23 protein-coding genes and 1 riboswitch are annotated in these 22,892 nt (G+C 63.1%); of the genes, 10 read left to right on the forward strand and 13 right to left on the reverse strand.

Annotated features, from left to right (window positions below):
- Positions 1–55 precede the first annotated feature (55 nt).
- Genes ABX74_RS00675 through ABX74_RS00695 form a run of 5 tightly spaced genes read right to left on the reverse strand, consistent with a single transcriptional unit; the run spans position 56 to position 4,225 of the window.
- Positions 56–1,030, reverse strand: a complete 975-nt coding sequence (locus ABX74_RS00675) for a GlxA family transcriptional regulator (RefSeq protein ID WP_047887995.1) — start codon at positions 1,028–1,030, stop codon at positions 56–58.
- A 9-nt stretch (positions 1,031–1,039) separates the two neighbouring features.
- Entirely contained in the window at positions 1,040–1,807 is a 768-nt protein-coding gene (locus ABX74_RS00680) for an adenosylcobinamide-GDP ribazoletransferase (protein WP_082148435.1), read from the reverse strand.
- Positions 1,808–1,809: 2 nt separating this feature from the next.
- A complete protein-coding gene (gene cobT / locus ABX74_RS00685) occupies positions 1,810–2,955 on the reverse strand; it encodes a nicotinate-nucleotide--dimethylbenzimidazole phosphoribosyltransferase (RefSeq protein ID WP_047888022.1) in 1,146 nt (381 codons plus the stop codon).
- 23 nt (positions 2,956–2,978) lie between these two features.
- Positions 2,979–3,566, reverse strand: a complete 588-nt coding sequence (cobU, locus tag ABX74_RS00690) for a bifunctional adenosylcobinamide kinase/adenosylcobinamide-phosphate guanylyltransferase (protein ID WP_020969887.1) — start codon at positions 3,564–3,566, stop codon at positions 2,979–2,981.
- A gap of 2 nt (positions 3,567–3,568) precedes the next feature.
- The gene (locus ABX74_RS00695; protein WP_007730051.1) at positions 3,569–4,225 is read right to left on the reverse strand and encodes a DUF3043 domain-containing protein; all 657 of its coding nucleotides are present in this window, start codon (positions 4,223–4,225) and stop codon (positions 3,569–3,571) included.
- 134 nt (positions 4,226–4,359) lie between these two features.
- Here ABX74_RS00695 and ABX74_RS00700 point away from each other — a divergent pair, with 134 nt between their 5' ends.
- From ABX74_RS00700 to ABX74_RS00710, 3 genes are all read left to right on the forward strand, one after another.
- Positions 4,360–5,427 (forward strand): glycerate kinase, encoded by a 1,068-nt coding sequence (locus ABX74_RS00700; RefSeq protein WP_047887996.1) that lies wholly within the window; start codon positions 4,360–4,362, stop codon positions 5,425–5,427.
- Positions 5,428–5,576: 149 nt separating this feature from the next.
- Positions 5,577–5,927 (forward strand): HesB/IscA family protein, encoded by a 351-nt coding sequence (locus tag ABX74_RS00705; RefSeq protein ID WP_007730053.1) that lies wholly within the window; start codon positions 5,577–5,579, stop codon positions 5,925–5,927.
- Between the two features lie 196 nt (positions 5,928–6,123).
- Positions 6,124–7,101, forward strand: coding sequence for a carbohydrate kinase family protein (locus tag ABX74_RS00710; RefSeq protein WP_003941700.1), 978 nt, complete (start codon positions 6,124–6,126; stop codon positions 7,099–7,101).
- 63 nt (positions 7,102–7,164) lie between these two features.
- Here the strand turns inward: ABX74_RS00710 and asnB are convergent, their stop codons facing one another.
- A complete protein-coding gene (asnB, locus tag ABX74_RS00715) occupies positions 7,165–9,090 on the reverse strand; it encodes an asparagine synthase (glutamine-hydrolyzing) (RefSeq protein ID WP_019748911.1) in 1,926 nt (641 codons plus the stop codon).
- A gap of 318 nt (positions 9,091–9,408) precedes the next feature.
- Here asnB and ABX74_RS00720 point away from each other — a divergent pair, with 318 nt between their 5' ends.
- Positions 9,409–10,473, forward strand: a complete 1,065-nt coding sequence (locus ABX74_RS00720) for a cytochrome c oxidase subunit II (RefSeq protein WP_019748910.1) — start codon at positions 9,409–9,411, stop codon at positions 10,471–10,473.
- Positions 10,474–10,512: 39 nt separating this feature from the next.
- On the forward strand, positions 10,513–10,929 hold the full coding sequence (locus ABX74_RS00725) for a cytochrome c oxidase subunit 4 (RefSeq protein WP_003941723.1): 417 nt from the start codon (positions 10,513–10,515) through the stop codon (positions 10,927–10,929).
- 107 nt (positions 10,930–11,036) lie between these two features.
- Here ABX74_RS00725 and ABX74_RS00730 read toward each other — a convergent pair whose 3' ends face one another.
- Entirely contained in the window at positions 11,037–11,426 is a 390-nt protein-coding gene (locus tag ABX74_RS00730; RefSeq protein ID WP_047887997.1) for a DUF3224 domain-containing protein, read from the reverse strand.
- 66 nt (positions 11,427–11,492) lie between these two features.
- Here ABX74_RS00730 and ABX74_RS00735 point away from each other — a divergent pair, with 66 nt between their 5' ends.
- Positions 11,493–11,789, forward strand: coding sequence for an antibiotic biosynthesis monooxygenase family protein (locus ABX74_RS00735; protein WP_020908105.1), 297 nt, complete (start codon positions 11,493–11,495; stop codon positions 11,787–11,789).
- A 148-nt stretch (positions 11,790–11,937) separates the two neighbouring features.
- On the opposite strand, the gene ABX74_RS00740 is transcribed toward ABX74_RS00735, so the two are convergent.
- The 4 genes from ABX74_RS00740 to ABX74_RS00755 form a co-directional block, all read right to left on the reverse strand.
- On the reverse strand, positions 11,938–13,542 hold the full coding sequence (locus ABX74_RS00740) for a cytochrome b (protein WP_044480654.1): 1,605 nt from the start codon (positions 13,540–13,542) through the stop codon (positions 11,938–11,940).
- A 59-nt stretch (positions 13,543–13,601) separates the two neighbouring features.
- Positions 13,602–14,744, reverse strand: coding sequence for a ubiquinol-cytochrome c reductase iron-sulfur subunit (locus tag ABX74_RS00745; RefSeq protein WP_020908103.1), 1,143 nt, complete (start codon positions 14,742–14,744; stop codon positions 13,602–13,604).
- The gene (locus ABX74_RS00750) at positions 14,741–15,592 is read right to left on the reverse strand and encodes a cytochrome c (protein ID WP_020908102.1); all 852 of its coding nucleotides are present in this window, start codon (positions 15,590–15,592) and stop codon (positions 14,741–14,743) included. The genes ABX74_RS00745 and ABX74_RS00750 overlap by 4 nt, the downstream gene beginning before the upstream one ends.
- A 64-nt stretch (positions 15,593–15,656) precedes the next feature.
- Entirely contained in the window at positions 15,657–16,268 is a 612-nt protein-coding gene (locus ABX74_RS00755) for a heme-copper oxidase subunit III (protein ID WP_020908101.1), read from the reverse strand.
- 127 nt (positions 16,269–16,395) lie between these two features.
- On the opposite strand from ABX74_RS00755, the gene ABX74_RS00760 reads away from it, so the two are divergent.
- Positions 16,396–16,884, forward strand: a complete 489-nt coding sequence (locus ABX74_RS00760; RefSeq protein ID WP_037134446.1) for a hypothetical protein — start codon at positions 16,396–16,398, stop codon at positions 16,882–16,884.
- 139 nt (positions 16,885–17,023) lie between these two features.
- Positions 17,024–18,115 carry an anthranilate phosphoribosyltransferase gene (gene trpD / locus ABX74_RS00765; protein ID WP_047887998.1) on the forward strand — a complete coding sequence of 364 codons (1,092 nt, stop codon included), beginning with the start codon at positions 17,024–17,026 and terminating at the stop codon, positions 18,113–18,115.
- Positions 18,116–18,123: 8 nt separating this feature from the next.
- On the opposite strand, the gene ABX74_RS00770 is transcribed toward trpD, so the two are convergent.
- Together ABX74_RS00770 and ABX74_RS00775 are read right to left on the reverse strand one after the other, a co-directional pair.
- On the reverse strand, positions 18,124–18,399 hold the full coding sequence (locus ABX74_RS00770) for an Lrp/AsnC family transcriptional regulator (RefSeq protein WP_003941677.1): 276 nt from the start codon (positions 18,397–18,399) through the stop codon (positions 18,124–18,126).
- A gap of 78 nt (positions 18,400–18,477) precedes the next feature.
- The gene (locus ABX74_RS00775) at positions 18,478–20,238 is read right to left on the reverse strand and encodes a DEDD exonuclease domain-containing protein (protein ID WP_189637300.1); all 1,761 of its coding nucleotides are present in this window, start codon (positions 20,236–20,238) and stop codon (positions 18,478–18,480) included.
- 521 nt (positions 20,239–20,759) lie between these two features.
- Positions 20,760–20,938: riboswitch (cyclic di-AMP (ydaO/yuaA leader) on the forward strand.
- 14 nt (positions 20,939–20,952) lie between these two features.
- Between ABX74_RS00775 and ABX74_RS00780 the strand changes: the two genes are divergently transcribed.
- A complete protein-coding gene (locus ABX74_RS00780; RefSeq protein ID WP_019748904.1) occupies positions 20,953–21,510 on the forward strand; it encodes a C40 family peptidase in 558 nt (185 codons plus the stop codon).
- A 324-nt stretch (positions 21,511–21,834) separates the two neighbouring features.
- Positions 21,835–22,887, forward strand: a complete 1,053-nt coding sequence (locus ABX74_RS00785) for a C40 family peptidase (RefSeq protein WP_020969878.1) — start codon at positions 21,835–21,837, stop codon at positions 22,885–22,887.
- The last annotated feature ends 5 nt before the right edge of the window (positions 22,888–22,892 follow it).

The following is a 22,892-nucleotide window of genomic DNA, read 5'->3' on the forward strand; positions in this document are numbered from 1 at the left end:
CAACTACAGAAGAGGGCGGTTCGCCACGTTTTCGGGCGGGCTCGCCACGCACGGCCTATCCGGCGCCGCCTTTGCGGAATCGCTTTCGATAGTCGGCCGGGCTGATGCCGACGCGGTCGGTGAACAGGCGACGGAAGGTTCCAGGATCCTGATAGCCGATGTGCCCCAGGATCTTTCCGAGAGACCAGTCGGTCGATTCCAACAACCGTTTCGCTTTTCGGATCCGTGCACGCTGCAGATAACTGCGCGGCGATTCCCCGGTCTCGTCCTTGAACTTCCGAAGCATGGTTCGGGTGCTGAGGTGAAAAGCATCCGACAGCAGATTCAAGTCGTAAGGCTCCGCCATCCGTTCGACCAACCAACTTCCGACGTCGTCGGCGAACTGTGTGTGATTGACGGGCAGCATCGAGTCGACGATGTACGGAGATTGACTGGTTCGATTTTCCGGCGCCAGAGTAATTCTCGCAGTCGTTCGCGCAATATTGTCGCCGAGATGCTCGCGCACGAGTGCTGTTGCGAGGTCGAGCGCGGCAGTGAACGCCGCAGTGGTGGTGACGCCGGCGTCCTGGACGATCAACGAGTCGGTTCGAACCGTCGCACCGGGGTAACGACTCGCGAGGTCCGCACCGTACAGCCACGACGTCGTACATCGGCGTCCGTCGAGCAGTCCCGCCTCGCCCAGCAGATACGCGCCGACGCAGACCGACGACACCCGAACGCCGCGCGCCTCGCACGCACGGATGAACTCGATTTCTCTGTCCCACAGCGACAAACGCGTCGTAGGGTCTTCGGACGGCACGAGGTCGAACCCCGGCACAACCAGGTGATCGATGTCGTGATGCCCCTCCTGTACCCCGAGCGAAAATCCACCTGCCGCAACTACGGGCGTGCCCGACGCTGCGATGACCGATACCTCGAAGGGGTCAGCGGACGCTCCATCAGCGACCCGATTCGCGATCAGGAGAAGGTCGGTGAAAACGAAGATTTCGGCCGCCAGGCAACCTTCGTACGCAAGGACACCTACTCGCACGACGTCGGATCACAGTCCGAGAGTGAGGCCGACGGCCGTAAGCGTCACAGTGAGTTCGAGCGCGAATCCGAGAACGTCTCCGTTGAGTCCACCGAATCTACGGACGCAGTGACGCACGCACAGCACACTGATCAGTAGCGCCGACGCGGTCACGAGAGGGCCGAGCCACCACCGGTCGGTGGCAAAGGCGGAAGTGGCGATCAGCGGAACCGACCATACGATTGCGGCCCAGAGCGGTTGTGAATCGGCGACGAGCGCACCGAATCCGTTCGGGCCAGACGCGAGAATACCTCGGCGGCAGGCAAAAACGACGGCCACACGACCCGCAGCGACAGATACGAGAACGGCGATCCACTGCGTGGGGGAGTCGGCAACAGCGAGGACGCCGAAGGAGACCGATTGCAGCCCAAGGAAGATGAACAGTGCCGCGACCCCGAACGGTCCGGCACCGCCGCTGTGCATGACCTCGCGGGCGCGCTCCGGTGGACCGTAACAACCCAGTCCGTCGACGGAGTCTGCCAGTCCGTCCACGTGCATCCCGCGTGTCGCGAGAGCGAGCGCACCGACCGTCAGCAAGCCTGCGAGATAGGGATTCAGGCCGATACTGGTTGTGCCCCAGAGCAGAAACGTCGCGGCAATGCCGAGTGCGATCCCGGTGAGCGGAGCTGCCGCGATGGCGCGACGACCGGCAGTTCGGTCGATGTCGGAGGGACCACGAACCGGAAGGACCGTCAGCCACGAGAAGGCCAGAGGCACTCCGGACAGCGGGCCCGCCATGCTCACTCCGCCGTATCGGTCTTGGTCAGGTCGATCGACTCCGGTTCGTCGGCAGGTGCGCTGCCCTGAGTGCTGACACCGGCTTCGGAGAATGTCGCCATCTTGCCCAGGATTGCCACTGCGCCCTGAAGAATCGGGAGCGCTGTGACTGCACCTGAACCTTCGCCGAGACGCATGTCGAACTCGACGATCGGGTCGAGACCCATTCGGGTCAATGCGATGGTGTGGGCGGGTTCGGTGGAGCGGTGTCCGGCGACCCACCATTCACGTGCGCCGAAAGCCAGTTCGTCGGCAACCATGGCGGCTGCGGTGACCACTACGCCGTCGAGGATCACCGGCGTACGACGCGAAGCTGCCTGGGCCAGAAAGCCGGCCATCGCGGCGAGGTCGGCACCCGAAGACGTGCGCAGCAGCGCGACTGTGTCGCGAACGTGCGGACGGGCGCGACGGAGAGCGTCGCGAATCGCTGCGGTCTTGCGGATCCACCCGGCGTCGTCGATACCGGTACCTCGACCCACGACCGCGACGGGTTCACTATCCGTCAGGGCTGCGATGAGTACGGTTGCGGGCGTCGTGTTGCCGATGCCCATGTCGCCGGCGATGAGAAGATCTGCGCTCCCGTCGATTTCCTCGTCCGCGATCGCTCGGCCGGCGGCGATGGCCTGAAGGGTTTCCTCGTTCGACATGGCGTCTTCGCGGTCGATGGACCCGGAAGACCTGCGCACCTTGTGGTTCGAGACGGACGGATCGGTATCGCCGTCCACTGCGATGTCGACGACGCGTACCGTGGCGCCGGCAACCTCGGCGAGGACGTTGACTGCCGCGCCGCCCCCGAGGAAGTTGGCGACCATCTGTGCGGTCACTTCCGGCGGATAGGCGGAGACGCCGTTGCGGGCGATTCCGTGATCACCCGCGAAGACGACGACGCGAGGCCGAGCGAAAGCGTGTGGGGGACAAACTCCTTGGCAGGCTGATGCCCAGTCGGCGAGAGTCTCCAGTCGGCCCAGCGAACCTGCCGGCTTGGTCAGATCACGCTGACGCGCATCGGCCTGCGCACGCACCTCGCGGTCGGGCGGGGTGACGGGTTCGAAGTCGGCGCTACTGACTGGCGCGACGTCAGGGTTGGCATCTGGATTCGCCCCTGAAATGGCCCCTGGATTGGCCTCGGTACTCACATCGTGCCTTCCGGTTGTGCAGCAGTATCTTTCAAGATGAGCGGTAACCCTGCAACCACTAGTACGACACGATCGCACACCGCGGCGATACGAGCGTTGAGAGTGCCGATCTCGTCGCGGAACAGTCGTCCCGACCGTGTCTCGGGGATGACGGCCAAACCCACTTCGGGGCTTACCAGCACCAGGTGTCCGCGATAGTTCTCGACACTGGCGACCAGGCTGTCCGCAGCGGGAGTGACGGTGCCGCGCGGAGCGTCCCAGGCGCCTTGCCGATCGAGTTCCGTGGTCAGCCACGTTCCCAGATCGTCGACCAACGTCGCTGTGTGTGAATCGCTTTCGAGTTGCGCCGCGAGGTCACCGGCAGCTGCGGTTTCGACAGTCGACCAATGGGAAGGCCGTCTGTTGCGGTGCTGGTCGATCCGGCTTTCCCAGTCTGCGTCGGAGACATCACGTCTGGCTGTCGCCAGGTACCGGATCGGTGCCGAACTTTCGGGTAAGTGGCCTGCACAAACCAAATCCTCGGCGTGCGCGGACTTACCAGACCGCGCGCCGCCGAGGACCAAAGTTCTATACGTGTTCGTCACGCTCAGATTGCGTCGCCCGGCCCCACACGAGGCTTCGGTGCGCGCAGCTTACGGATCTGCGACGCGCGAACGAACGCGTACCAGCCGAGCTTGAATCCGCCGTCGGTGCTGTCGGGGAAGCGCTCGGCGACGCGGTTGTTGATCATGCGACCGAGCCAGATGCCTTCACCGACCATGAAGAGCATCATCACGAGCATTGCCAGCGTGACGATCTGCTGGAGCGCAGGCGTGACGAACATCGTCATGATGAGGATCAATGCGAGCGGCATGAACAGCCCGACGAGGTTGCGGCGAGCGTCGATGAAATCACGGACGTAGGCGCGAACCGGTCCCTTGTCGCGGGGGAGCAGGTACTTGTCCTCGCCGGCGAGCATGCGGGCGCGGCGGTCTGCCGACGATGCGCGACGCTCGGCGGCTTCGGCCTTGCGGTCCTCCTTGGAGCCGCGGGTCGCCTTACGGCGGGCGCGGGCTTCCTTCGCGGTCAGCGGGGCAGGGGCAACGGGGCCACGCCTCTTCGCCTCGGCGTCACGACGCTTGGGTGTGGGGCGGCCCTTGCCCACCTGCTCGATGGGCGCCTCTTCGGAGGCCGAGGATGCCTCAGTGCCCTCGACGTCACGTTTGTCGGAGTTGTCTGAGTCACCGCGGCGTAGCAATTTCACACCTCCAGGCTATTGGATAAGTGCACGGTCTGGGAAACCGACCTCGGTCTTTCTGAAAAACCCGATCGCCCGAGGCACTGAAACGCGCGAGATCGTGAAACATCGGGGTCATTCGGGACTCTTAGACTTCGGCTATGCGGGTAATAGTTGCTCCAGATTCGTTTGGTGAGACGTTGACGGCCGTCGAGGCGGCTGAGTCCATTTCTGCCGGTTGGCGACGTGGCCGACCCGAAGACGACGTCGTCACCGCGCCACAATCCGACGGTGGGCCGGGTTTCGTCGACGTCTTGGCCACGGCTGGGGGCGACATCCGGACCGCACGGGTGCCCGGGCCACTGACCGCGGGCGTCGACGCCGCGTGGCTGTTGGATTCGGACACGGCGTACCTCGAGTCCGCCGAGGCTGTCGGGCTCGGTCTGCTCGGAGGTCCGCCGACACGGGACAGCGCACTCGCCGCGCACAGTCGCGGTGTCGGAGAACTGATCGCTGTCGCGCTCGAGGCAGGCGTGAAGACGATTGTCGTCGGACTCGGTGGGAGTTGCTGCACCGACGGGGGACGTGGGCTGGTGGAGGCGCTGGGCGGCTTGGAGGCTGCAAGGGCGGCTACGGCGGGCATTGCGTTGGTCGCGGCCACCGACGTCGAACACGTACTTCTCGGCGAGCACGGTGCGGCCGCGGTGTTCGGCCCGCAAAAGGGCGCCGACGCCGATGCCGTAGCTGTCCTCGAAGCGAGAAACGCGAGATGGGCCGAACAGTTGGAGTCCGCCACCGGAAAACGAGTGTCGGATTTTCCGGGTGCCGGCGCCGCGGGTGGTATCGGTGCTGCGCTGTTCGCCCTCGGTGCACAGCGGCGATCGGGGGCCGACGTCGTTGCCGATCGCACCGGCCAGGCGGCGCTATTGGCTTCCGCTGACCTGGTGATCACGGGTGAAGGCAAGTTCGACCACCAATCTCTGCGCGGCAAACTCGTCACGACGCTTGCTTCGGCCGGGGCGGCGCACGGAGTTCCGACGCTCGTCTTTGCCGGTCAGGTGACGCTCGACGCGGCGGACTTTGCGTCCACCTCGATAGTCGCGACAAAATCGGTGACGGAGTTCGCCGGGTCGGTGGAACGTGCGATGGAGGAAGCGTCGGCGTGTCTCGAGGGACTCGCCGAACACACGGCACGGGAGTGGAACATCTGGCGCGGCGCCCGGAGCTGAGGATCCACAAGCGTCGACGCGCCGTTGCCGTGTCGGGAAGACCGGATAGGATGAAGACGAATCGCACCCGGTAAGGACTGGCGGGAATAAGTCGGCAGCGGCGTACCGTTGAAGCGTTCACGGGTTGGTACGAACATTAGGGAGAGCCCATGACTGTGCAGAACGAGACCGCCACCCACGGCGTCAAGATGACCGAGGCCGCATCCGCCAAGGCGAAGGCACTCTTCGATCAGGAGGGTCGCGACGACCTCGCGCTGCGTATCGCAGTGCAGCCCGGCGGCTGTGCCGGACTGAAGTACCAGCTGTTCTTCGACGACCGCACGCTCGACGGTGACCTCACCGTCGACTTCAACGGCGTCAACCTGGTTGTCGACCGGATGAGCGCGCCGTACGTCGAAGGTGCGTCCATCGACTTCCTCGACACCATCGAGCAGCAGGGCTTCTCGATCGACAACCCCAATGCAACAGGTTCCTGCGCCTGCGGTGACTCGTTCAACTGAGTCTGTCGATCACAACTCAATTCACAAACAACTGACGCGGAACCGACATTCGGTTTCGCGTCAGTTGTTTGTGGTGACTCGCCTGCAGACCGTTCCGATCTGACGGCTCGGGCGCCGATGACGGCGCTACGGGCGGTAACGTGAACTTTTGCTCCTCTTTCATTCTTGTACTCACTTCGCTGAAAGGCCACGATCCGTGACTATTGCGGTAACCGGTTCCATCGCCACCGACCACTTGATGCGCTTCCCCGGCCGCTTCGCCGATCAGCTCCTCGCCGATCAGCTCGCCCACGTTTCGCTGAGTTTCCTGGTGGACGATCTCGTGATTCGCCGCGGTGGTGTCGGCGGCAACATCGCTTACGCCATGGGCGTGCTCGGTGGGTCCCCGCTACTCGTCGGCGCAGTCGGTGCCGACTTCGCCGAGTACCGCACGTGGCTCGAGGACAACGGCGTCGACTGCAGTGCGGTCCGTATCTCGGACAAGGCACATACGGCGCGTTTCGTGTGCACCACCGACGAGGACATGGCGCAGATCGCGTCGTTCTACCCCGGTGCGATGAGCGAGGCCCGCGAGATCGAACTCGCGGCAGTGGCCAAGACTGCGGGCGCAGTCGAGTTGGTGCTGATCGGCGCCAACGACCCCGAGGCCATGGTTCGCCATACCGACGAATGCCGTCTGCTCGGAATCCCGTTCGCAGCGGATCCGTCGCAGCAGCTTGCTCGCCTGTCCGGTGACGAGGCCAAGGCGCTCATCCACGGTGCGAAGTACTTGTTCACCAACGAGTACGAGTGGGGTCTGCTTCAGCAGAAGACTGGTCTGAGCGAGGAAGAGATCCGCGCGCAGGTCGGCATCCGTGTCACCACCCTCGGCTCCAAGGGTGTGGAAATTGTTGACGCCGAAGGTAATTGGGTGCGCGTCGACGTAGTGCCCGAGACCGGCAAGGTGGATCCGACGGGCGTTGGCGACGGCTTCCGCGCCGGGTTCCTGCTCGCACACGGCGCTGGCCTGAGCTTCGAGCGCGCCGCACAGCTGGGATCTTTGGTCGCTGTGCTGATCCTCGAGACCGTGGGAACGCAGGAGTGGGTGTTCAATCGCGACGAGGCCCTCAAGCGCCTTACCGACGCATACGGCAGTGCGGCTGCGGACGAGATCGCGACGATCCTGCCGAAGTAGGGCTCCGCCCCGTGAGTGGTTGAGGAGTCCGGAGACTCCCTGACCACTCACGGGGCCGAAGGCCTAGATGTTGACCGGGTACACCGGTTCCTGGATCTGCGGCACGATGCGCTTCTCCACGAAGATCCCGTGCCAGACCATGAACGTCAGCACGGTCCACAGGCGTCGGCTGTGGTCGGACACGCCCTCGCGGTGATCGTTGAGCATCTTCACGACGGCCTGCTTGTCGAAGATGTGGTCGGTACCCGACTCCTCGATCTGCAGATGTGCCCAGTCGAAGAGTTCGGTGCCGCGCAGCCAATGGCGTAGGGGAACCGGGAATCCGAGCTTCGCACGGTGCAGAACATGGTGCGGCACAATGCCTTCCAGGGCCTGGCGCAGTGCGTACTTGGTTGTGTCCTTCGTGATCTTCTGATCGAGCGGTACGCGTGACGCTACGTCGAAGACCTCGGGATCGAGGAACGGCACACGCAGTTCCAGCGAGTTGGCCATCGTCATCTTGTCGGCCTTGACGAGGATGTCGCCGCGCAGCCAGGTGAACAGGTCGAGATGCTGCATCCGGGCAACCGGATCCCAGTCCCGTGACTGCGCGTAGATCGGCGCGGTGACATCCTGGTGAGTCCACTCGGGGCGGAAATCGCGAAGGACGGCGCGGAGTTGAGCGTCGTTGAAGCTACGAGCATTGCCGTAGTAGCGCTCCTCGAGGGTCAACGAGCCGCGATTGAGCAGACTCTTGCCGCGAGTACCGTCCGGGATGCGTTCGGACAACTTGCCTGCAGCCCGACGCAATCCCTTGGGGAGGTACTCGAAAGGCTTGAGCGACAACGGCTCACGGTAAATCGTGTAGCCGCCGAACAGCTCGTCGGCACCCTCGCCGGACAGCACGACCTTGACGTGCTTGCGGGCTTCCTTCGCGATGAACCACAGCGGAATCAATGCCGGATCGGCTACCGGGTCGTCGAGGTACCAGACGATCTCGGGAATGGCAGCGGCGAACTCGGCGGGGGAGACCACCTTGACGACGTGCTTCGCGCCGATCGCCGCGGCAGATTCTGCAGCGACGTCGACCTCGGAATAGCCCTCACGTTCGAAACCGGTCGTGAAGGTGATCAGGTTGGGGTTGTGGCGCATCGCCAGTGCCGCGATCGCCGTGGAGTCGATACCGCCGGACAAGAACGAACCGACGGTGACGTCGGCGCGCATGTGCTTGGCGACCGAATCCTCGAGTGCCTCGGCGATTTCCTGGTAGCGCGCCTTCTCGGTGCCAGGTGCAAAAGGCTTGGCCGGGAACTTCGGCGTGAAGTACCTCGTGAACGTGGGTTCCTCGCCCGGACGCACCCGGGCGAAGCTGCCCGACTCCAGGCGTCGGATCTCCTTGTGCAGTGTTTCCGGCTCCGGTACGTACTGCAGAACGGTGTAGTGCTCGATGGCGCGCGGATCCAGCTCGGTACCGATGCCGATCAGATCGGTGAGTTCGAGCAGGCTCTTCTTCTCACTGCCGAACGCGGTGCCGCCGGCGCCGGTAGCAATGAACAGCGGCTTGATCCCGAACGGATCGCGCGCGATGAACAGCTCGCGTGTGTCGGTGTCCCAGATCGCGAACGCGAACATTCCGCGTAGGCGCCGGACCGCATCCTCACCCCAGTAGTGGAATGCAGCGACGATGGCCTCGGAGTCGCCCTCGGTGAAGAACTTGGCGTCGTGGTCCTTGACCAGTTCGGCGCGGATCTCCAGGTAGTTGTAGATCTCGCCGTTGAACGTGAGCGCATAACGCTCCGGGTTCTCCGGCGGGCCCCAACGCAGCGGCTGGTGGGAATGAGCGATGTCGATGATCGCCAGGCGGTTGAACCCGAAGACGAGGTGGTCGTCGTTCCACGTCCCGTGTTCGTCCGGCCCGCGGTGACGAAGGCAATGCATCGCCTGGTCGACCCGCGAGACGGCGTCCTCGCTGGTTCCGCCAGATGTCAGTAGCCCGAGCAGTCCACACACAGCGTCCGGTTCCTCGATTCAGAATTTTGTAGAGAAGGCTCCCGGACACGAGTGTCGGGGAGAGGTCAACGAACTCTTGTCGAAAGTATGCCGCAGATCGACGTCCCTGCCGATCGCGGCGGAACGAATCGACGTGATGTGCGTCGCCGAAACGACCTGAGCCGTTCCTGAGCAGCACCTGAGAGAGCTGTGTGACGTCCGCCGCGACACGGGCGAGGACCCGAGGATGGATAGCGCCCGGCTTTGGTCTACGCTGCGTAGTAATTGGGCCTTCCCTCCGGGCATGCCCTAGTTGAATTTTGTGGCGATCAGGAAGGCGTGAACGTGGCGCAAGGTCGGATCCTTCGGCGAGCGGGGCTGGCAGTATCTCTGGGCATTGCTGCCTTGCTGCTGTCGGGTTGCTCCATCGACAACGAAGTGCTTCGTTTCGGGTGGCCTTCGGGCATCACCCCGGAGGCGACGCGCATGCGTGAGCTGTGGACGTGGTCGGTTGTAGCCGCCCTCGTCATGGGTGTGCTGGTGTGGGGGCTGGTCTTCTGGGCCGTCATCTTCCACCGCAAGAAGAAGGACTCGCCGGAATTCCCGCGTCAGACGGCATACAACGTGCCTCTCGAACTCGGTTACACGGCAGTTCCCTTCGTCATCATCGCGGTTCTCTTCTACTTCACCGTCATCGTCCAGAACCATGTTCTGGACAAGACGGACAACCCTGACGTCGTCGTAGACGTCACGGCATTCCAGTGGAACTGGAAGTTCGGCTACCGCTCCATCGAGTTCGGTGACGGCAGTGCCAAGTACAACGGCATCGACGTCGAAGCCGAAGAGGCTGCCAAGGCCGAGGGCTCCACTGTCAACGATCACGGCGAAGAAGTTCCCGGCCCGATCCACGGCAACAGCACCGAGGACCTGAGCTACCTGCACTACGACAAGATCGAGACTGTCGGCTCCAGCCAGGAGATCCCGATCCTCGTTCTGCCCACCGGCAAGCGGATCCAGTTCGAACTCGCTTCCTCGGACGTCATCCACGCTTTCTGGGTGCCTGAGTTCCTGTTCAAGCGCGACGTTCTCCCGAACCCCAAGGAGAACCACTCGGACAACATCTTCCAGATCAGTGAGATCGAGAAGGAAGGCGCGTTCGTCGGGCGTTGTGCAGAAATGTGTGGCACGTTCCACGCGATGATGAACTTCGAGGTTCGTGCGGTTTCGCCCGAGGACTTCGCCAAGTACATCGAACTGCGCAAGGGTGACGCGGAGGGCAAGGGTGGTCTGACGACCGCCGAGGCCCTGCAGGCAATCGGTCAGTCGCCGGTGGCTACGTCGACCACGCCGTTCAACACCGACCGCGAGTACCGTCAGGCAACCGTCGCCACTGCAGGCAACTGAGCCGGCCAGCCTCTTCACTGAACAAGGACAAGTGCTGATATGAAGATCGAAGCCAAGCTCTTCGAGATCCTGACGATGTTCTTCATTCTCGTCGCGATCATCTACGGAGTGTTCACCGCTCTGTCACGCACAGGTATCGAGTGGGCCGGACTGACGGCCATCGTCCTGTCTGCAGGTCTGACGCTCATCGTGGGTACCTACTTCCGCTTCGTTGCCCGTCGTCTGGACACCCGTCCCGAGGACTACGACGACGCAGAAATCTCGGATGGTGCAGGAGAACTGGGCTTCTTCAGCCCGGGTAGCTTCTGGCCGATCCTGCTTGCCGCCGCAGCTGCACTCGCGGCAGTGTCGCTGGCGTACTTCCAGCCGTGGCTCATCGCAGTCGCAGTTGTCTGTGTGCTCGCCGCAGCCGCAGGCCTGGTGTTCGAGTACTACACCGGACCTGAGAAGCACTAGTTTCACCCGCACTCGAACAGAGGCGCCGCACCCACCCGGGTACGGCGCCTCTGTTGTCGTATCTGCGAGTTGCGGTACGAGGGTGCCGATTACCCAACCGCTCTTTGTCAATCGTGGAGCGAGTATTCGAGGTTGTAGCGGTGCAGACCGTCGACGATCTCTAGCTCGAGAGTGCCCGAGATGCCCTTCAGCTCGCCGGTTCCGGACCCCGGCACGATCTCGTACAGCAGCTTCTGCGTTCCGTTGATCATCTGACCGAACTGCTGCAGGGCGAACGATCCCACAGCTTCGTCGACCTGCCCGGTGACAAACTCCAAAGCGACGTAGCCCGCTTCACCGGTTGTCGGATCGCCCGCGGACAGCATGAGTCCGGTCGATGTTCCTTCGACGCCGCCGATGAACGTCTTGTCGAACTCGAAGCGCCCGACGCGTCCGGAGTGCTCAGGATCGGCGGGGCGGAGATCGATCTCGAAGGTGCCGCGTGCATGGGATGTCATGGTCCGAGTATCTCACCAGGCGGCAACGCCTCGAGGGGACTACCGAGAACGTGCAACACTCCGTAGATGATCCTCGAACATGCCGTCCTGCAGGTCGATCCGTCGCAGTCAGCGCGATTCGAGGCCGCGTTCGATGTGGCCCGAACCATCATCTCCGAGGTCCCCGGATTCATCAGGCTGCGACTCTCGCACTGCCTGGAATCGCCGGAGCGGTATCTCTTGCTCGTCGAGTGGGAAGACGTGGAGTCACACACCATCGGGTTCCGTCAGTCCACGGGATACGAGAAGTGGCGAGAACTTCTCCACCACTTCTACGAGCCGTTCCCGACGGTGGAGCACTATTCAACTGTGCTCGAGGTCTAGCAAGGCGTCGTGCCCGCTGTTGTCGGCGCTCAGACGTCGAACCGGGGGAGTGGTGACCCAATGGAGGTTGTCATGCTGAATCGCTCAGAGAACGAGTGAGGCCCCGAACCGGAATCCGGTTCGGGGCCTCACTGGTCAACTGTCGTTCTTAGTGGAGTTCTCCACTGGAACCATCGGACTTGCCGTTGGTTCGGTTCTGGTAGTCCAGAAGGATCTGAAGCTGCTCGTGCTCAGCTTCGTGATGAGCGGCTTCGAGAGCCTCGCTCTCCTCGACTGGGTCAGCGGTGATGAGGCTACCGCTACCGGGCTTGCCGGCGAGGCCGAGCTTGTTCATCTTCTTCGGGACAGCGGCACCCTGGTACTCGAGCGGGATCGGGTGTCCGTGCTCGTCGACGGGGCCGAGCGGCTGGTGGATCTCGATGTACTGGCCGTTCGGCATCCGCTTGATGATGCCGGTCTCGATGCCGTGTTCGAGGACTGCACGGTCACTGCGCTGCAGGCCGATGCAGAACCGGTACGTCACGAAGTACGCGATGGGCGGAAGGATGACCATGCCGATACGGCCGATCCACGTCATTGCGTTCAGCGAGATGTGGAGGTGGTACGCGATGATGTCGTTGATGCAGGAGATCGTGAGCACCAGGTAGAACGCGATGGACATCGCACCGATAGCGGTACGGACCGGCACGTCGCGCGGGCGCTGCAGGATGTTGTGGTGAGCGTCGTCTCCGGTGAGACGCTTCTCGATCCACGGGTACGCGATCAACAGTGCGAAGACGAGGCCCATGATCAGGGCGACGGCGAACACAGCGGGGATCGTGTAGCGGCCGAACAGGTAGATCTCCCACGCCGGCCACAGTCGAGCAAGGCCGTCCGTCCACATCATGTAGATATCGGGCTGGGAACCTGCCGAGACCTGTGACGGGTTGTAAGGACCGATGTTCCACACGGGGTTGATCTGGAACAGACCACCGAGCAGTGCGAGCACGCCGAAGGTCATGGCGAAGAACGCGCCACCCTTCATCGCGAAGACCGGGAGGATGCGGACGCCGACTACGTTCTGTTCCGTACGGCCGGGGCCGGGGAACTGCGTGTGCTTCTGGTACCAGACCAACGCGAGGTGGCCGGCGATCAGAGCCAGGATGATGCCCGGGAACAGCAGCACGTGAGCGACGTAGAGACGCGGGATGATGAGGTCGCCGGGGAAGTCGCCGTCGAAGATCAGCCAGTGCATCCAGGTACCGACGATCGGGATACTCATCGTGATACCACCGAAGGCGGCGCGGAGGCCGGTGCCCGAGAGCAGGTCGTCGGGGATGGTGTAACCGAAGAAGCCTTCGAACATCGCCAGGATGAGCAGCAGGCAGCCGATGACCCAGTTCGCTTCACGCGGACGACGGAATGCGCCGGTGAAGAAGATGCGAGCGAGGTGAACGATGATCGACGCCGCGAACATCAGTGCAGCCCAGTGGTGAATCTGGCGAACGAAGAGACCGCCGCGCACCTCGAAGGAGATGTTCAGGGTCGTCTCGTAGGCGCGAGACATCGTGACACCGCGAAGCGGCTGGTACGCGCCCTGGTAGACGACGTGTGCCATCGACGGATCGAAGAACAGTGTCAGGAACACACCGGAGATCAGCAGGATCACGAAGCTGTAGAGCGCGATCTCGCCGAGCATGAAGGACCAGTGCGTCGGGAAGACCTTGTTGATCTGCCGGCGCATGCCTGCGGCGAGGTGGTAGCGGGAGTCCATAGCCTCCGCTTGTCCAGCCGCTGCCGCGCTGATCTTGGACGGTTTGGTTGTTGTTGTGGTCACGGTCGACGCTCCCAAAATGCCGGGCCGAGTGCTTCGATGAAGTCACCGTCGGCGACCAGGAAGCCCTCTTCGTTCACTGTAATAGGCAACTGCGGAAGTGCGCGAGCAGCGGGACCGAAGATCGGCTTGCCGTAGGTCAGTGCGTCGAACTGCGACTGGTGGCAGGGGCACAGAATACGGTTGCTCTGCTGTTCGTAGAGCGAGGTGGGGCAACCCAGGTGGGTGCAGATCTTCGAGTACGCGAAGTAATCGCCGTAGTTGAAGCTCTCCTGGCCCTTGCGCTTGGTGACACGCGCGGTGTCTTCCGTGCGGAGGCGGATGAGCATCACCGAGTTACGAATGCCGCGCAGTGCTGCGAGCAGAGCGTGCTCGTCGCCACGGTCGGACTCGCGGAACGGGAAGACCGTTTCCATCGAACCGGCATCGAGATCTTCCGGGCGAACGAGGACGATGTCCTCGGGACGGCCGGTGTCACGACGCAGGTAGATGGTCTCGCCCGGGTAGTTCGGGGTCCAGCCGGACACCCACAGGGGTGAGTCGTCGCCCTTGGCCCACGGGTTCTTGATGAGTCCACCGAGAGGCATGACCATCATGACGCCGAGAGCGCCACCGCCGAACATCAAGCTGCGCTTGATGGCCTTGCGGCGGGGGAGGGTGGACGTATCGAGGGTGTCGCCGAGCTCGGCGACGATCGTGCGACGATCGACCTCGGTGGATCCACCGTCGTGGCGGTCCTGGATCGAGACCTCTTCGGGGATGAACTTCTTGGTGAACTGAACGGCACCGATGCCGACGCCGAGGATCGCCAGACCCATGGTCAAGCCGATCAGCGGGGTGTACAGGCTGTACTTGCCGTAGTTCTCGTCACCGGCACCTGCATACTCCCAGGGCCAGAACAGGTAGATCGCGATGAATGCGATCGCCGAAACGCCGGCGAGGCCGAACCAGAAGGCGACGTTGCGCTCGGCGCGCTTTTCCGCCCTGGTGCCCTTTACCGACCAACGATCACGGCGGTAGACGACATCGACGCCATCGAGATTGGTACCCAGCTTGACCAGGTCGTCGCGTGACATCGCGTCGAGCTCTTCATCTGTGTACTTCTTAGGCGTATCGCCGCCATGCTGGCCAGCGTCGCTCATGACCTTGCTCCGATCCACAATGCTGCACCGACGACAGCGATGATTCCGACGGCCCACATGGCGAGACCCTCAGAGGCCGGACCGAGGCCACCGAGCCCGTACCCACCGGGGTCCTTCGACTCGCCCGACGACTTGACGTAGGCGATGATGTCCTTCTTCTCCTCGATCGTCAGCTGACGATCCGAGAACTTCGGCATGTTCTGGGGGCCGGTAACCATGGCAGCGTAGATCTGCTGCTCGCTGGCCGGATCCAGGACCGGGGCGTACTTGCCCGAGGACAGTGCGCCACCGCGGCCGGTGAAGTTGTGGCACGACGCGCAGTTGAGCCGGAAGAGCTCACTGCCGCGTCCGATGTCGCCACCGCGCAGCGAGGACTGGGCGATTTCGCCGTTCTCGTCGCGGATGAGCGTCGGGCCGCCGCCGTTGGCCTGGATGAAAGCGCCGAGGGCGTCGGTCTGCGCAGCATCGAACTTGGGGTCCTTGCGTGCAGCCTGGGCCTCGTTGCGAGCTGCGGGCATACGACCAGAGGAGACCTGGAAGTACACGGCTGCTTCGCCGACGCCGATGAGGCTGGGACCGCGGTCCTGCACGCCCTGCAAGTTCGCGCCGTGGCACGTGATGCATGACGTGTCGTAGAGCTGCTTGCCTTCACGAATCAGGGCTGCTGAATCGTCGCTGGCGGTCGCAACCTGCGGAGCTGGTGTCAACGCCGAAGCGAGGAAACCTGCGCTGATCAATCCCATCATCAATACGAGCGCGCCGGTAACGCGCCGGCGGATTTTCCGCTGGCGACGCGACTTCGCGGCATTCGCTGAGTTATCGGATGCGGGAGGGGGGGATGAACTCATCTGTATCCCTTTGGTATGTCGGGACGGAACTGGACGTCAGGGGCTGCCTGGGGCGTACAGCTGATTAACGGATGAAATAAATCGTGGCAAACAGCGCGATCCACACGATGTCGACAAAGTGCCAGTAGTACGAAACAACGATCGCGGCGGTGGCCTGGGCGGGCGTGAACTTGCTGACCCGGGTACGTGCGATCAAGAAGACGAAGGCGATGAGACCGCCGATGACGTGCAGACCGTGGAAGCCGGTGGTCATGTAGAACACCGAGCCGTACACGCTGCTCGAAATCGTGGTGCCCTCGTGCACAAGGTGGTAGTACTCGTAACCCTGGCCGGAGACGAAGAACGCCCCCATGATCAAGGTGATGGTGTACCAGCGACGAAGTCCGAAGACGTCGCCACGCTCAGCCGCGAAGACACCCATCTGGCAGGTGAACGAAGATGCGATAAGCACCAAGGTCACCGGCACGGCCAGATACAGGTTCAATTCGGTTGGCTCCGGCGGCCAATTTCCGTTCGCCTGAGCTCGTGCCACGAAGTACATGGCAAAGAGCCCTGCGAAGAACATGAGCTCACTTGACAACCACACGATGGTGCCAACGCTGACCATATTCGGCCGGTTCAGCGAGTGCACGCGTTGGGTGATTGCCGATCCTGAAGTCCCTACTGCGCTCGTCACAGACAGAAGTATGACGCTTCGTCGTAAGAGACGACCACTCGGGTCCACCATCGGCGCGTCGCTCGGCTCGAGTTCGCGGGATCGGGCGGCGAACGCGCTGGTGGCGTGGTCGGAATATGCTGGCGCGATGGCAGCTACACACAAGAGTAGACCGTGGTTCCTGAGAATTTTCGGCACGAAGATTCCGACGCCGCTCGACGCGGGGCGGTCGGATCTGGTCGTCGTTGCCGAGGGCTTCGACGACGCCGAGGCGAGTTCGACCGCTCTCGAACGTGCCGGCTCCACCGAGCCGGAGTTTCGGGCGGAGTCCGAAGTGGTTCTGCGGCACCATCTCGACCTTCCGGAGGACTCGGTTGCCGATGCCGAGAACATCGTCGCTCAGGACGGATATGTGCGAGGCGCGAGTCGGCCCGAGGACGTGACTCAGGCGGTCGAGAATTCGGTTCGCGTCATCTTCGAGCGTGTCCAAATCCTCGACGCCCTGCATTGCTCCCAGGAGCGATCACGAATGGCCGGTCTGGCGCAGCGACTCGGTGGTTCGGTCGCCGGGTGGGACGCGCTCCAGCCCCCGATTCTTGCGGAGGCGACGCCCAAACGCGGTCGCCGAAAGACCTGAGCGGCCCTATTCGGTTTCCTTGCTACCTCACTGACTAGGCTGCGAGGGTCATCGGCAGCACAAAATGGCAGCACAGAATGACAGAACGAAACGACAGTTCGAAATCCAGCCCACATGAACGACAGGGGACCAAGGCACTATGGCCGGCACCGACGCATCCAACGCCGTGAACGTCGATTCGAGTGCAGTGGTGCGGTCGTGGCCGATGATTCTCGGTCTGCTCACGGACGGCAGTGACTTGTCGGAAGCCGACAGTCGGTGGGCGATGGGCGAGATCATGTCGGACAATGCCACTTCCGCTCAGATCGCCGCTTTCGGCGTCGGGCTGAAGATGAAGGGCGAAACCCCCGCGGAGTTGGAAGGGCTCGCCGGCGCGATGCTCGAACACTCCCGGCGCGTGCCGGTCGATTCCGACGTCGTCGACATCGTCGGCACGGGTGGTGACCGCTCCAACACGGTCAACATCTCGACGATGGCCTCCATCGTGGTTGCCGCGTCCGGTGTGCGAGTTGTCAAGCACGGCAACCGCGCTGCTTCGTCCAAGAGTGGTGGCGCCGATGTGCTCGAGGCGCTTGGCGTTCGCATCAACCTCGGGCCGGAGCAGGTTGCGAGGTGCGTCGAAGAGGTCGGAATCGGTTTTTGTTTCGCGCCGGTCTTCCATCCCGCACTGCGCTTTGCGGCGGTGCCTCGCAAGGAAATCGGCATCCCGACGGCATTCAACGTGCTCGGTCCACTGACCAATCCGGCTCGTCCGCGTACCGGGCTGATCGGGTGCGCATTTCCGAAGCTGATCTCGGTCGTCGCGGGAGTCCTTGCGCAGCGCGGTAATTCGGCGTTGGTGGTGCGTGGAGACGACGGACTCGACGAACTGACCACTTCGACGACTTCGACGGTTCACATCGTCGGCGGTGGAAGTGTGCGAACTGTCACGCTGGATCCGCGCGACCTCGGAATCGACCGCGTTCCTCTCGAAGAGTTGCGCGGAGGAGACGCCGAATTCAACGCCACCGTCGCCCGAACGCTGCTTTCCGGACAGAAGGGGCCGGTCCGGGACGCGGTCTTGCTGAACGCGGGAGCGGCCATCGCGGCGTTCAACGGTGTCGGTGACGATCTCGAGGGTGCGATCTCCGCCGGGATGACTGCAGCCGCTGCCGCGATCGACAGCGGCGCCGGCGCTGAACTGCTTCACAAGTGGGCGGCACTCACCGCCGAACTGGCCGACCAAGCCTGATCGACGAGCTACTCGCCCAGCGAGAAACCGGCCTCGACGTCTGCGCTGGAGAATGACTGGAAGGCGATGTGTGTGGCGGTTCGGAGAACGCCGGGCACCTTGTTGATTCCTCCGGTGACCACGTCGGCGATCTGGGCGTGGTCACGTACCTTCACGATGGCGATCAAGTCGACGTCACCTGCGCACGAGTAGACCTCCGTCACTCCGGACAGGTCGGCGACGGCCTGCGCGGTTTCCGGGATCCGAGCGGACTCGGCGTGAATCATGACGATGGCGTTGATCATTTCTCTCCTCGATTTCCCGGTGGGTTGTGATGACCCGGTGGTTTCGATCGAGCTTAGGGGTGCCGCTCCGTCGTTACGTCATCGATGTTCGGATTCGGTACCGGCCCGCGCGAGTCGGCACCAGGCTTCCCACTTGCCGGCGCCGCCCGCAGGTTCGACGTAGCCGGATGTCGCCGACACGATTCGGACACCGTCCGATGCGAGCCACCGTGCGATCAGGCCCAGTTCTTCGGGTGACGCGCCGCGGAACGGTGCGTCGTCCGGTAGGACGGTTTCGGCGGCCGCGGTGATGGCGTCGACGACGGGCATCGGGTGAGTTCCACGTCTGGCGAGCCCGGCGGACGCGAGACGTCCGGAACGGATCACCGACAGCTCCCAGCCGCCGTCCCCGGTGGGACGGGCGAGAATTAGTTGTTCGATCGCCGCGACTGCTGCGAGTCGCTGAGTGCGCCGCACTGCGGTAGAGACTGCGACCGTTCGGTCACGCAGACGAGCAGCATTCTCGAACAACGCGTGTGCGGACAGCTCGTCTATTCGCGCCTGCATTTGTTGGAGGGGAGCGTCGTTGGTTCCCCGGAAGAATCCACGCACAGTCTCAGGGGCGGCCGCGTAGTCCTCCGCAGTGAGTTCCGGTGCCCAGGAGGCGGGACACGCCCCCAGTTCGCGAGCGGGGCAGTCAGGGCCGTGAACGGCGCCGCGCCCGAGCCGTTTGGTGCACGTGCGTAGGCGGCTGAACTCTGCGACGGTGTCGGCGACTTCGACTGCGTCGCCGCGAGAGGTGAACGGGCCGATCGAATCGGCCGTAGGCGTGCGAACCACGGACAGTCTGGGAAACGCCTCGTCGGTGAGAGTGATCCACCATCCTCTTTTGGGGAATTTGGAGCGACGGTTGTACGGGGGTGCATGCGCGCTCAGTAGGCGTAGTTCACGCACCCCTGCCTCGAGCGCATGGGCGCACTCGACGTGGTCCACACGGGTGGCGAGCGCGACCATTTCCTTCATCCGGCCGCGGGTCTCCGAACCGGTGAAGTAGTTGCGGACGCGGCGTCGAAGGTCGGTAGCAGTTCCTATATAGAGGGCTTCGTCCGAAGGGCCTCGGAAAAGGTAGACACCCGGGCTTCGCGGCAGGTTTGCGGCGAAGGACCGTTTTGCCCGCTGATGTGAGGAAATGTTGGGCAGGTAGTCGACGAGTTCGCTGTAACTGTGGACGCCTTGGTTCCCGACTCTGTCGATCAACCCGTGTAGGACGTCGACGGTCGCACGCGCGTCGTCGAGCGCGCGGTGCGTCGGTTGGGTGGTCACCTGGAAGAGATGGGCGAGTGCGGAGAGTTTGACCGAAGGCGCCTCGTCGCGGGTGAGCACGCGTCTGGCGAGCTTCACAGTGCACAGCACACGGAACGACGGCCACGGGCGTGCGCTGCGTGACGCCGCTGCTTTGAGGAAGCCGATGTCGAAGGGCGCGTTGTGTGCCACCAGCACCGCACCCTCGGCGAATTCGAGAAAAGCGGGTAGGACACGTTCGATGGGAGGTGCGCCGATCAGCATGGCGGTGGTGATTCCGGTCAGTTCGACGATGTACGGCGGAATCGATCGGCCGGGGTCGACGAGTGTTGCCATTTCACCGAGCACTTCGCCACCGCGGATCTTGACGGCGCCGATCTCGGTGATGGAGTCCTGGTCGGCGCTTCCACCTGTGGTCTCGAGGTCGACGACGACGAACGTCGTTTCGCTCAGCGGTGTGTCCAGCTCGTCGAAGCTCAGTTGCCGCCCGACGTCGAACTTCTCCCCGTCGGAGAACGGGGACGGAGACGGAAATTCTCGGGCCGAGGCGGGACTCACACCGCAGACAGTAGAAGGACCCCCCGACACGAATTCGAGAGTGCATACGCGGAACCCGGCTCACTCCGACTTCCATTGGGAAAGCAACGGATTGACCCCCGACAAAAGTACGAGAGACGAGGATCACACTTGCGGTGGGAACTCGCGAATGCGGACTCCTACCTACTTACCGGTAGGGCGATTCGTGAGGGTGTTGCTACGGCGATCAGTCGCCGAAACCGCCTGATTGATCGAAACGGGTTCTAGTTTCAAGTAATCGGCGTTGAACTGCATGGAAGATCGGATTGTCGGGTTTGGTGACCCTTGCCAGTGGGTAGCAAGCGCAGGTTTGCGGGCCAGGTGAGCCTCGCCGAACAGACCTGTTGTTATCTCTTCGTGACCCGTCCGGCGTATCGCGGGCGCGGCAGCATGATTTCCGGCGAATCGGGCGCGATTGTCACGAAGCGGTCGACATCGTCGCGATCATTTCGTAACCTTCCTGAGACCTAACGAAGTCTTGCCGGACCAAACAGGACCGGCATCGTCAGGAACCGCCTAATCGGGATCTCCGCGAGGAACCCGAACCGGGAACCCAAGTTTCCACTGGGGTGAATCCCGCCTGGGGTGCAGCACGCATGATCGCTGCGGACCACGCGGGTAGGGCTGATCTTCCCAGCCCGAACCCGTCAGCTAACTCGGTCGGCGGATGAATGGAAGAAATGGAGCACCCCTTAAGTGGCGTCACAGAGTTTCAAGCGTTCAGCGCAGTTGGCAGTAGCCGGCGCGCTCGCAGTCGGAGCATTTGCTGCAACCGCTGCACCTGCCTCGGCAGACCCCATCACCATCCCCGGCGTCGGCACCTTCGAGGTTCCGGGCGTTTCTATTCCTCAGTTGCCGGTCATCCCGGGCATCACCGACATCGCACCGGCCGCTCCGGCCGCTCCCATCTCCAGTGTTGGTGAGCAGGCAGTTCGCGCCGCAGAGAGCAAGCTGGGCTCCCCGTACGTGTACGGCGCATCGGGCCCGGACGCATTCGACTGCTCCGGTCTGGTCCAGTGGGCATACAAGCAGGCTGGTCTGAACCTGCCTCGCACGAGCTACGACCAGGCCGCAGCCGGCGTTGCCGTTTCACAGTCCGATCTTCAGGTCGGCGACGTGATCTCCTTCTACGGCGGATCGCACTCGGGCATCTACGCTGGCAACGGCAATGTCATCCACGCGTCGACCGCTGGTCAGCCCGTGAAGCTCGCACCGGTGTCCTCGATGCCGTACGACGGTGCTCGCCGTTACTGATTTCTGAACACGCTCGACGGCTGTCTCCGGTAGACGGTCGGAACGATCCGCCGCTGCAAGGCGGCGGAGCTCGGGGGAGCTCCGGATCTTCGAATGTGGGCCTCGAATCTTTGATTCGAGGCCCACATTTTCGTTTCGCGACAATTCGCCCGGTACTTCACCCCGACACGCCTACCGGCGAGTAGACACAAACGTATGCCGTTCCGTAACCTTATCGAGACATTGCGCGGCCGAGACAGGTACTGTGGATAGTTGACAGCCAGCTAACAGATCGTCGACCGGTCCCGGTCGACGTCGCTTCACCGAGACGGAGAGTTGCATTCCGTGGTTTCATCGAAAAACAACAGTCGAGTACGCGCCGCATTGACAGTGGGAGTGCTGGCGTTCGGACTCGTCGCAGGGCCTTCGATGCAGGCCGGTGCCGACCCCGTCATCACCAACCCCACCGAGGCGCTCGACAAGCTCGGTGAACTCTCCCGGGTATCCGAGCAGACCAACGAAGCGCTGCACAACGCACAGATCGACCTCGACGCGAAGCTGGCGGTCGCGAATGATGCGGACGCGCGTTCGGCAGCCGATCAGGGTCTTCTCGACGCGGCTTCGGCACGTGTCGCCGAGTTCGCTCCGGCGGTAAACCGTATTGCCACAGCGAATTACCAGGGTGCGCGGACCAATCGCCTCTTTGCGTTGATGGTGAGCGACTCGCCGCAGCAGTTGCTCGATCAGATGTCCGCGCTGGACGTGATTTCCAACGACGCGGCAGTGCAGGTCTCACAGTTCAACCAAGCCACTGCCGAAGCGCGTGCCGCCTCGGAAGCATCGAAGCGTTCGGCCGAAGAAGCGCGGACCGCCGCCGATCAAGCCCGCGCACTCAGTGACGATTTGCAGCGCAAGCAGAGTGAACTGCAGACGCAGATCGCCGACGTGACCAAAGCTTTCCAGAGCCTCACCGACGACGAGCGTAACCAACTGAGCGGTACGCCATTCCCGCCGGACGTCGATCTCAGCAAAATTCTAGCTAACTTGACGCCTGGTTCGGGTGCTGCTGCTCTGCAGGCAGGCCTCACGCGGATCGGTGACCCGTATGTCTGGGGCGCGACCGGCCCGAACGAGTTCGACTGCTCAGGTCTGGTCGTATGGGCCTACAAGCAAATCGGGAAGACTCTGCCGCGTTCGAGCCAGGCGCAGGCGCAGGGCGGCGTACCGGTGTCGAGGGACCAACTACAGCCCGGTGACGTCGTGACTTTCTACAGCGACAACTCGCATGTCGGTATCTACGCCGGCGACGGAAACATTCTGCATGCGTCGACGTTCGGCGTACCGGTGAAGGTTCAGTCGATGGCAGGCATGGAGTTCTCCACTGCGCGTCGTTACTGACGGCT

Origin of the sequence: Rhodococcus sp. ARP2 (assembly GCF_001029585.1) — a bacterium.
GTDB classification, from domain to species: Bacteria; Actinomycetota; Actinomycetes; order Mycobacteriales; family Mycobacteriaceae; genus Rhodococcus_F; species Rhodococcus_F erythropolis.

Coding starts and splice junctions, on each gene's coding strand:
- ABX74_RS00750 (WP_020908102.1), bottom strand. CDS start 15,592: ATGAGTTCATCCCCCCCTCCCGCATCCGATAACTCAGCGAATGCCGCG.
- ABX74_RS00725 (WP_003941723.1), top strand. CDS start 10,513: ATGAAGATCGAAGCCAAGCTCTTCGAGATCCTGACGATGTTCTTCATT.
- ABX74_RS00700 (WP_047887996.1), top strand. CDS start 4,360: ATGCGGGTAATAGTTGCTCCAGATTCGTTTGGTGAGACGTTGACGGCC.
- ABX74_RS00730 (WP_047887997.1), bottom strand. CDS start 11,426: ATGACATCCCATGCACGCGGCACCTTCGAGATCGATCTCCGCCCCGCC.
- ABX74_RS00740 (WP_044480654.1), bottom strand. CDS start 13,542: ATGGACTCCCGCTACCACCTCGCCGCAGGCATGCGCCGGCAGATCAAC.
- ABX74_RS00745 (WP_020908103.1), bottom strand. CDS start 14,744: ATGAGCGACGCTGGCCAGCATGGCGGCGATACGCCTAAGAAGTACACA.
- ABX74_RS00680 (WP_082148435.1), bottom strand. CDS start 1,807: ATGGCGGGCCCGCTGTCCGGAGTGCCTCTGGCCTTCTCGTGGCTGACG.
- ABX74_RS00760 (WP_037134446.1), top strand. CDS start 16,396: ATGGCAGCTACACACAAGAGTAGACCGTGGTTCCTGAGAATTTTCGGC.
- trpD (WP_047887998.1), top strand. CDS start 17,024: ATGGCCGGCACCGACGCATCCAACGCCGTGAACGTCGATTCGAGTGCA.
- ABX74_RS00705 (WP_007730053.1), top strand. CDS start 5,577: ATGACTGTGCAGAACGAGACCGCCACCCACGGCGTCAAGATGACCGAG.
- ABX74_RS00735 (WP_020908105.1), top strand. CDS start 11,493: ATGATCCTCGAACATGCCGTCCTGCAGGTCGATCCGTCGCAGTCAGCG.
- ABX74_RS00770 (WP_003941677.1), bottom strand. CDS start 18,399: ATGATCAACGCCATCGTCATGATTCACGCCGAGTCCGCTCGGATCCCG.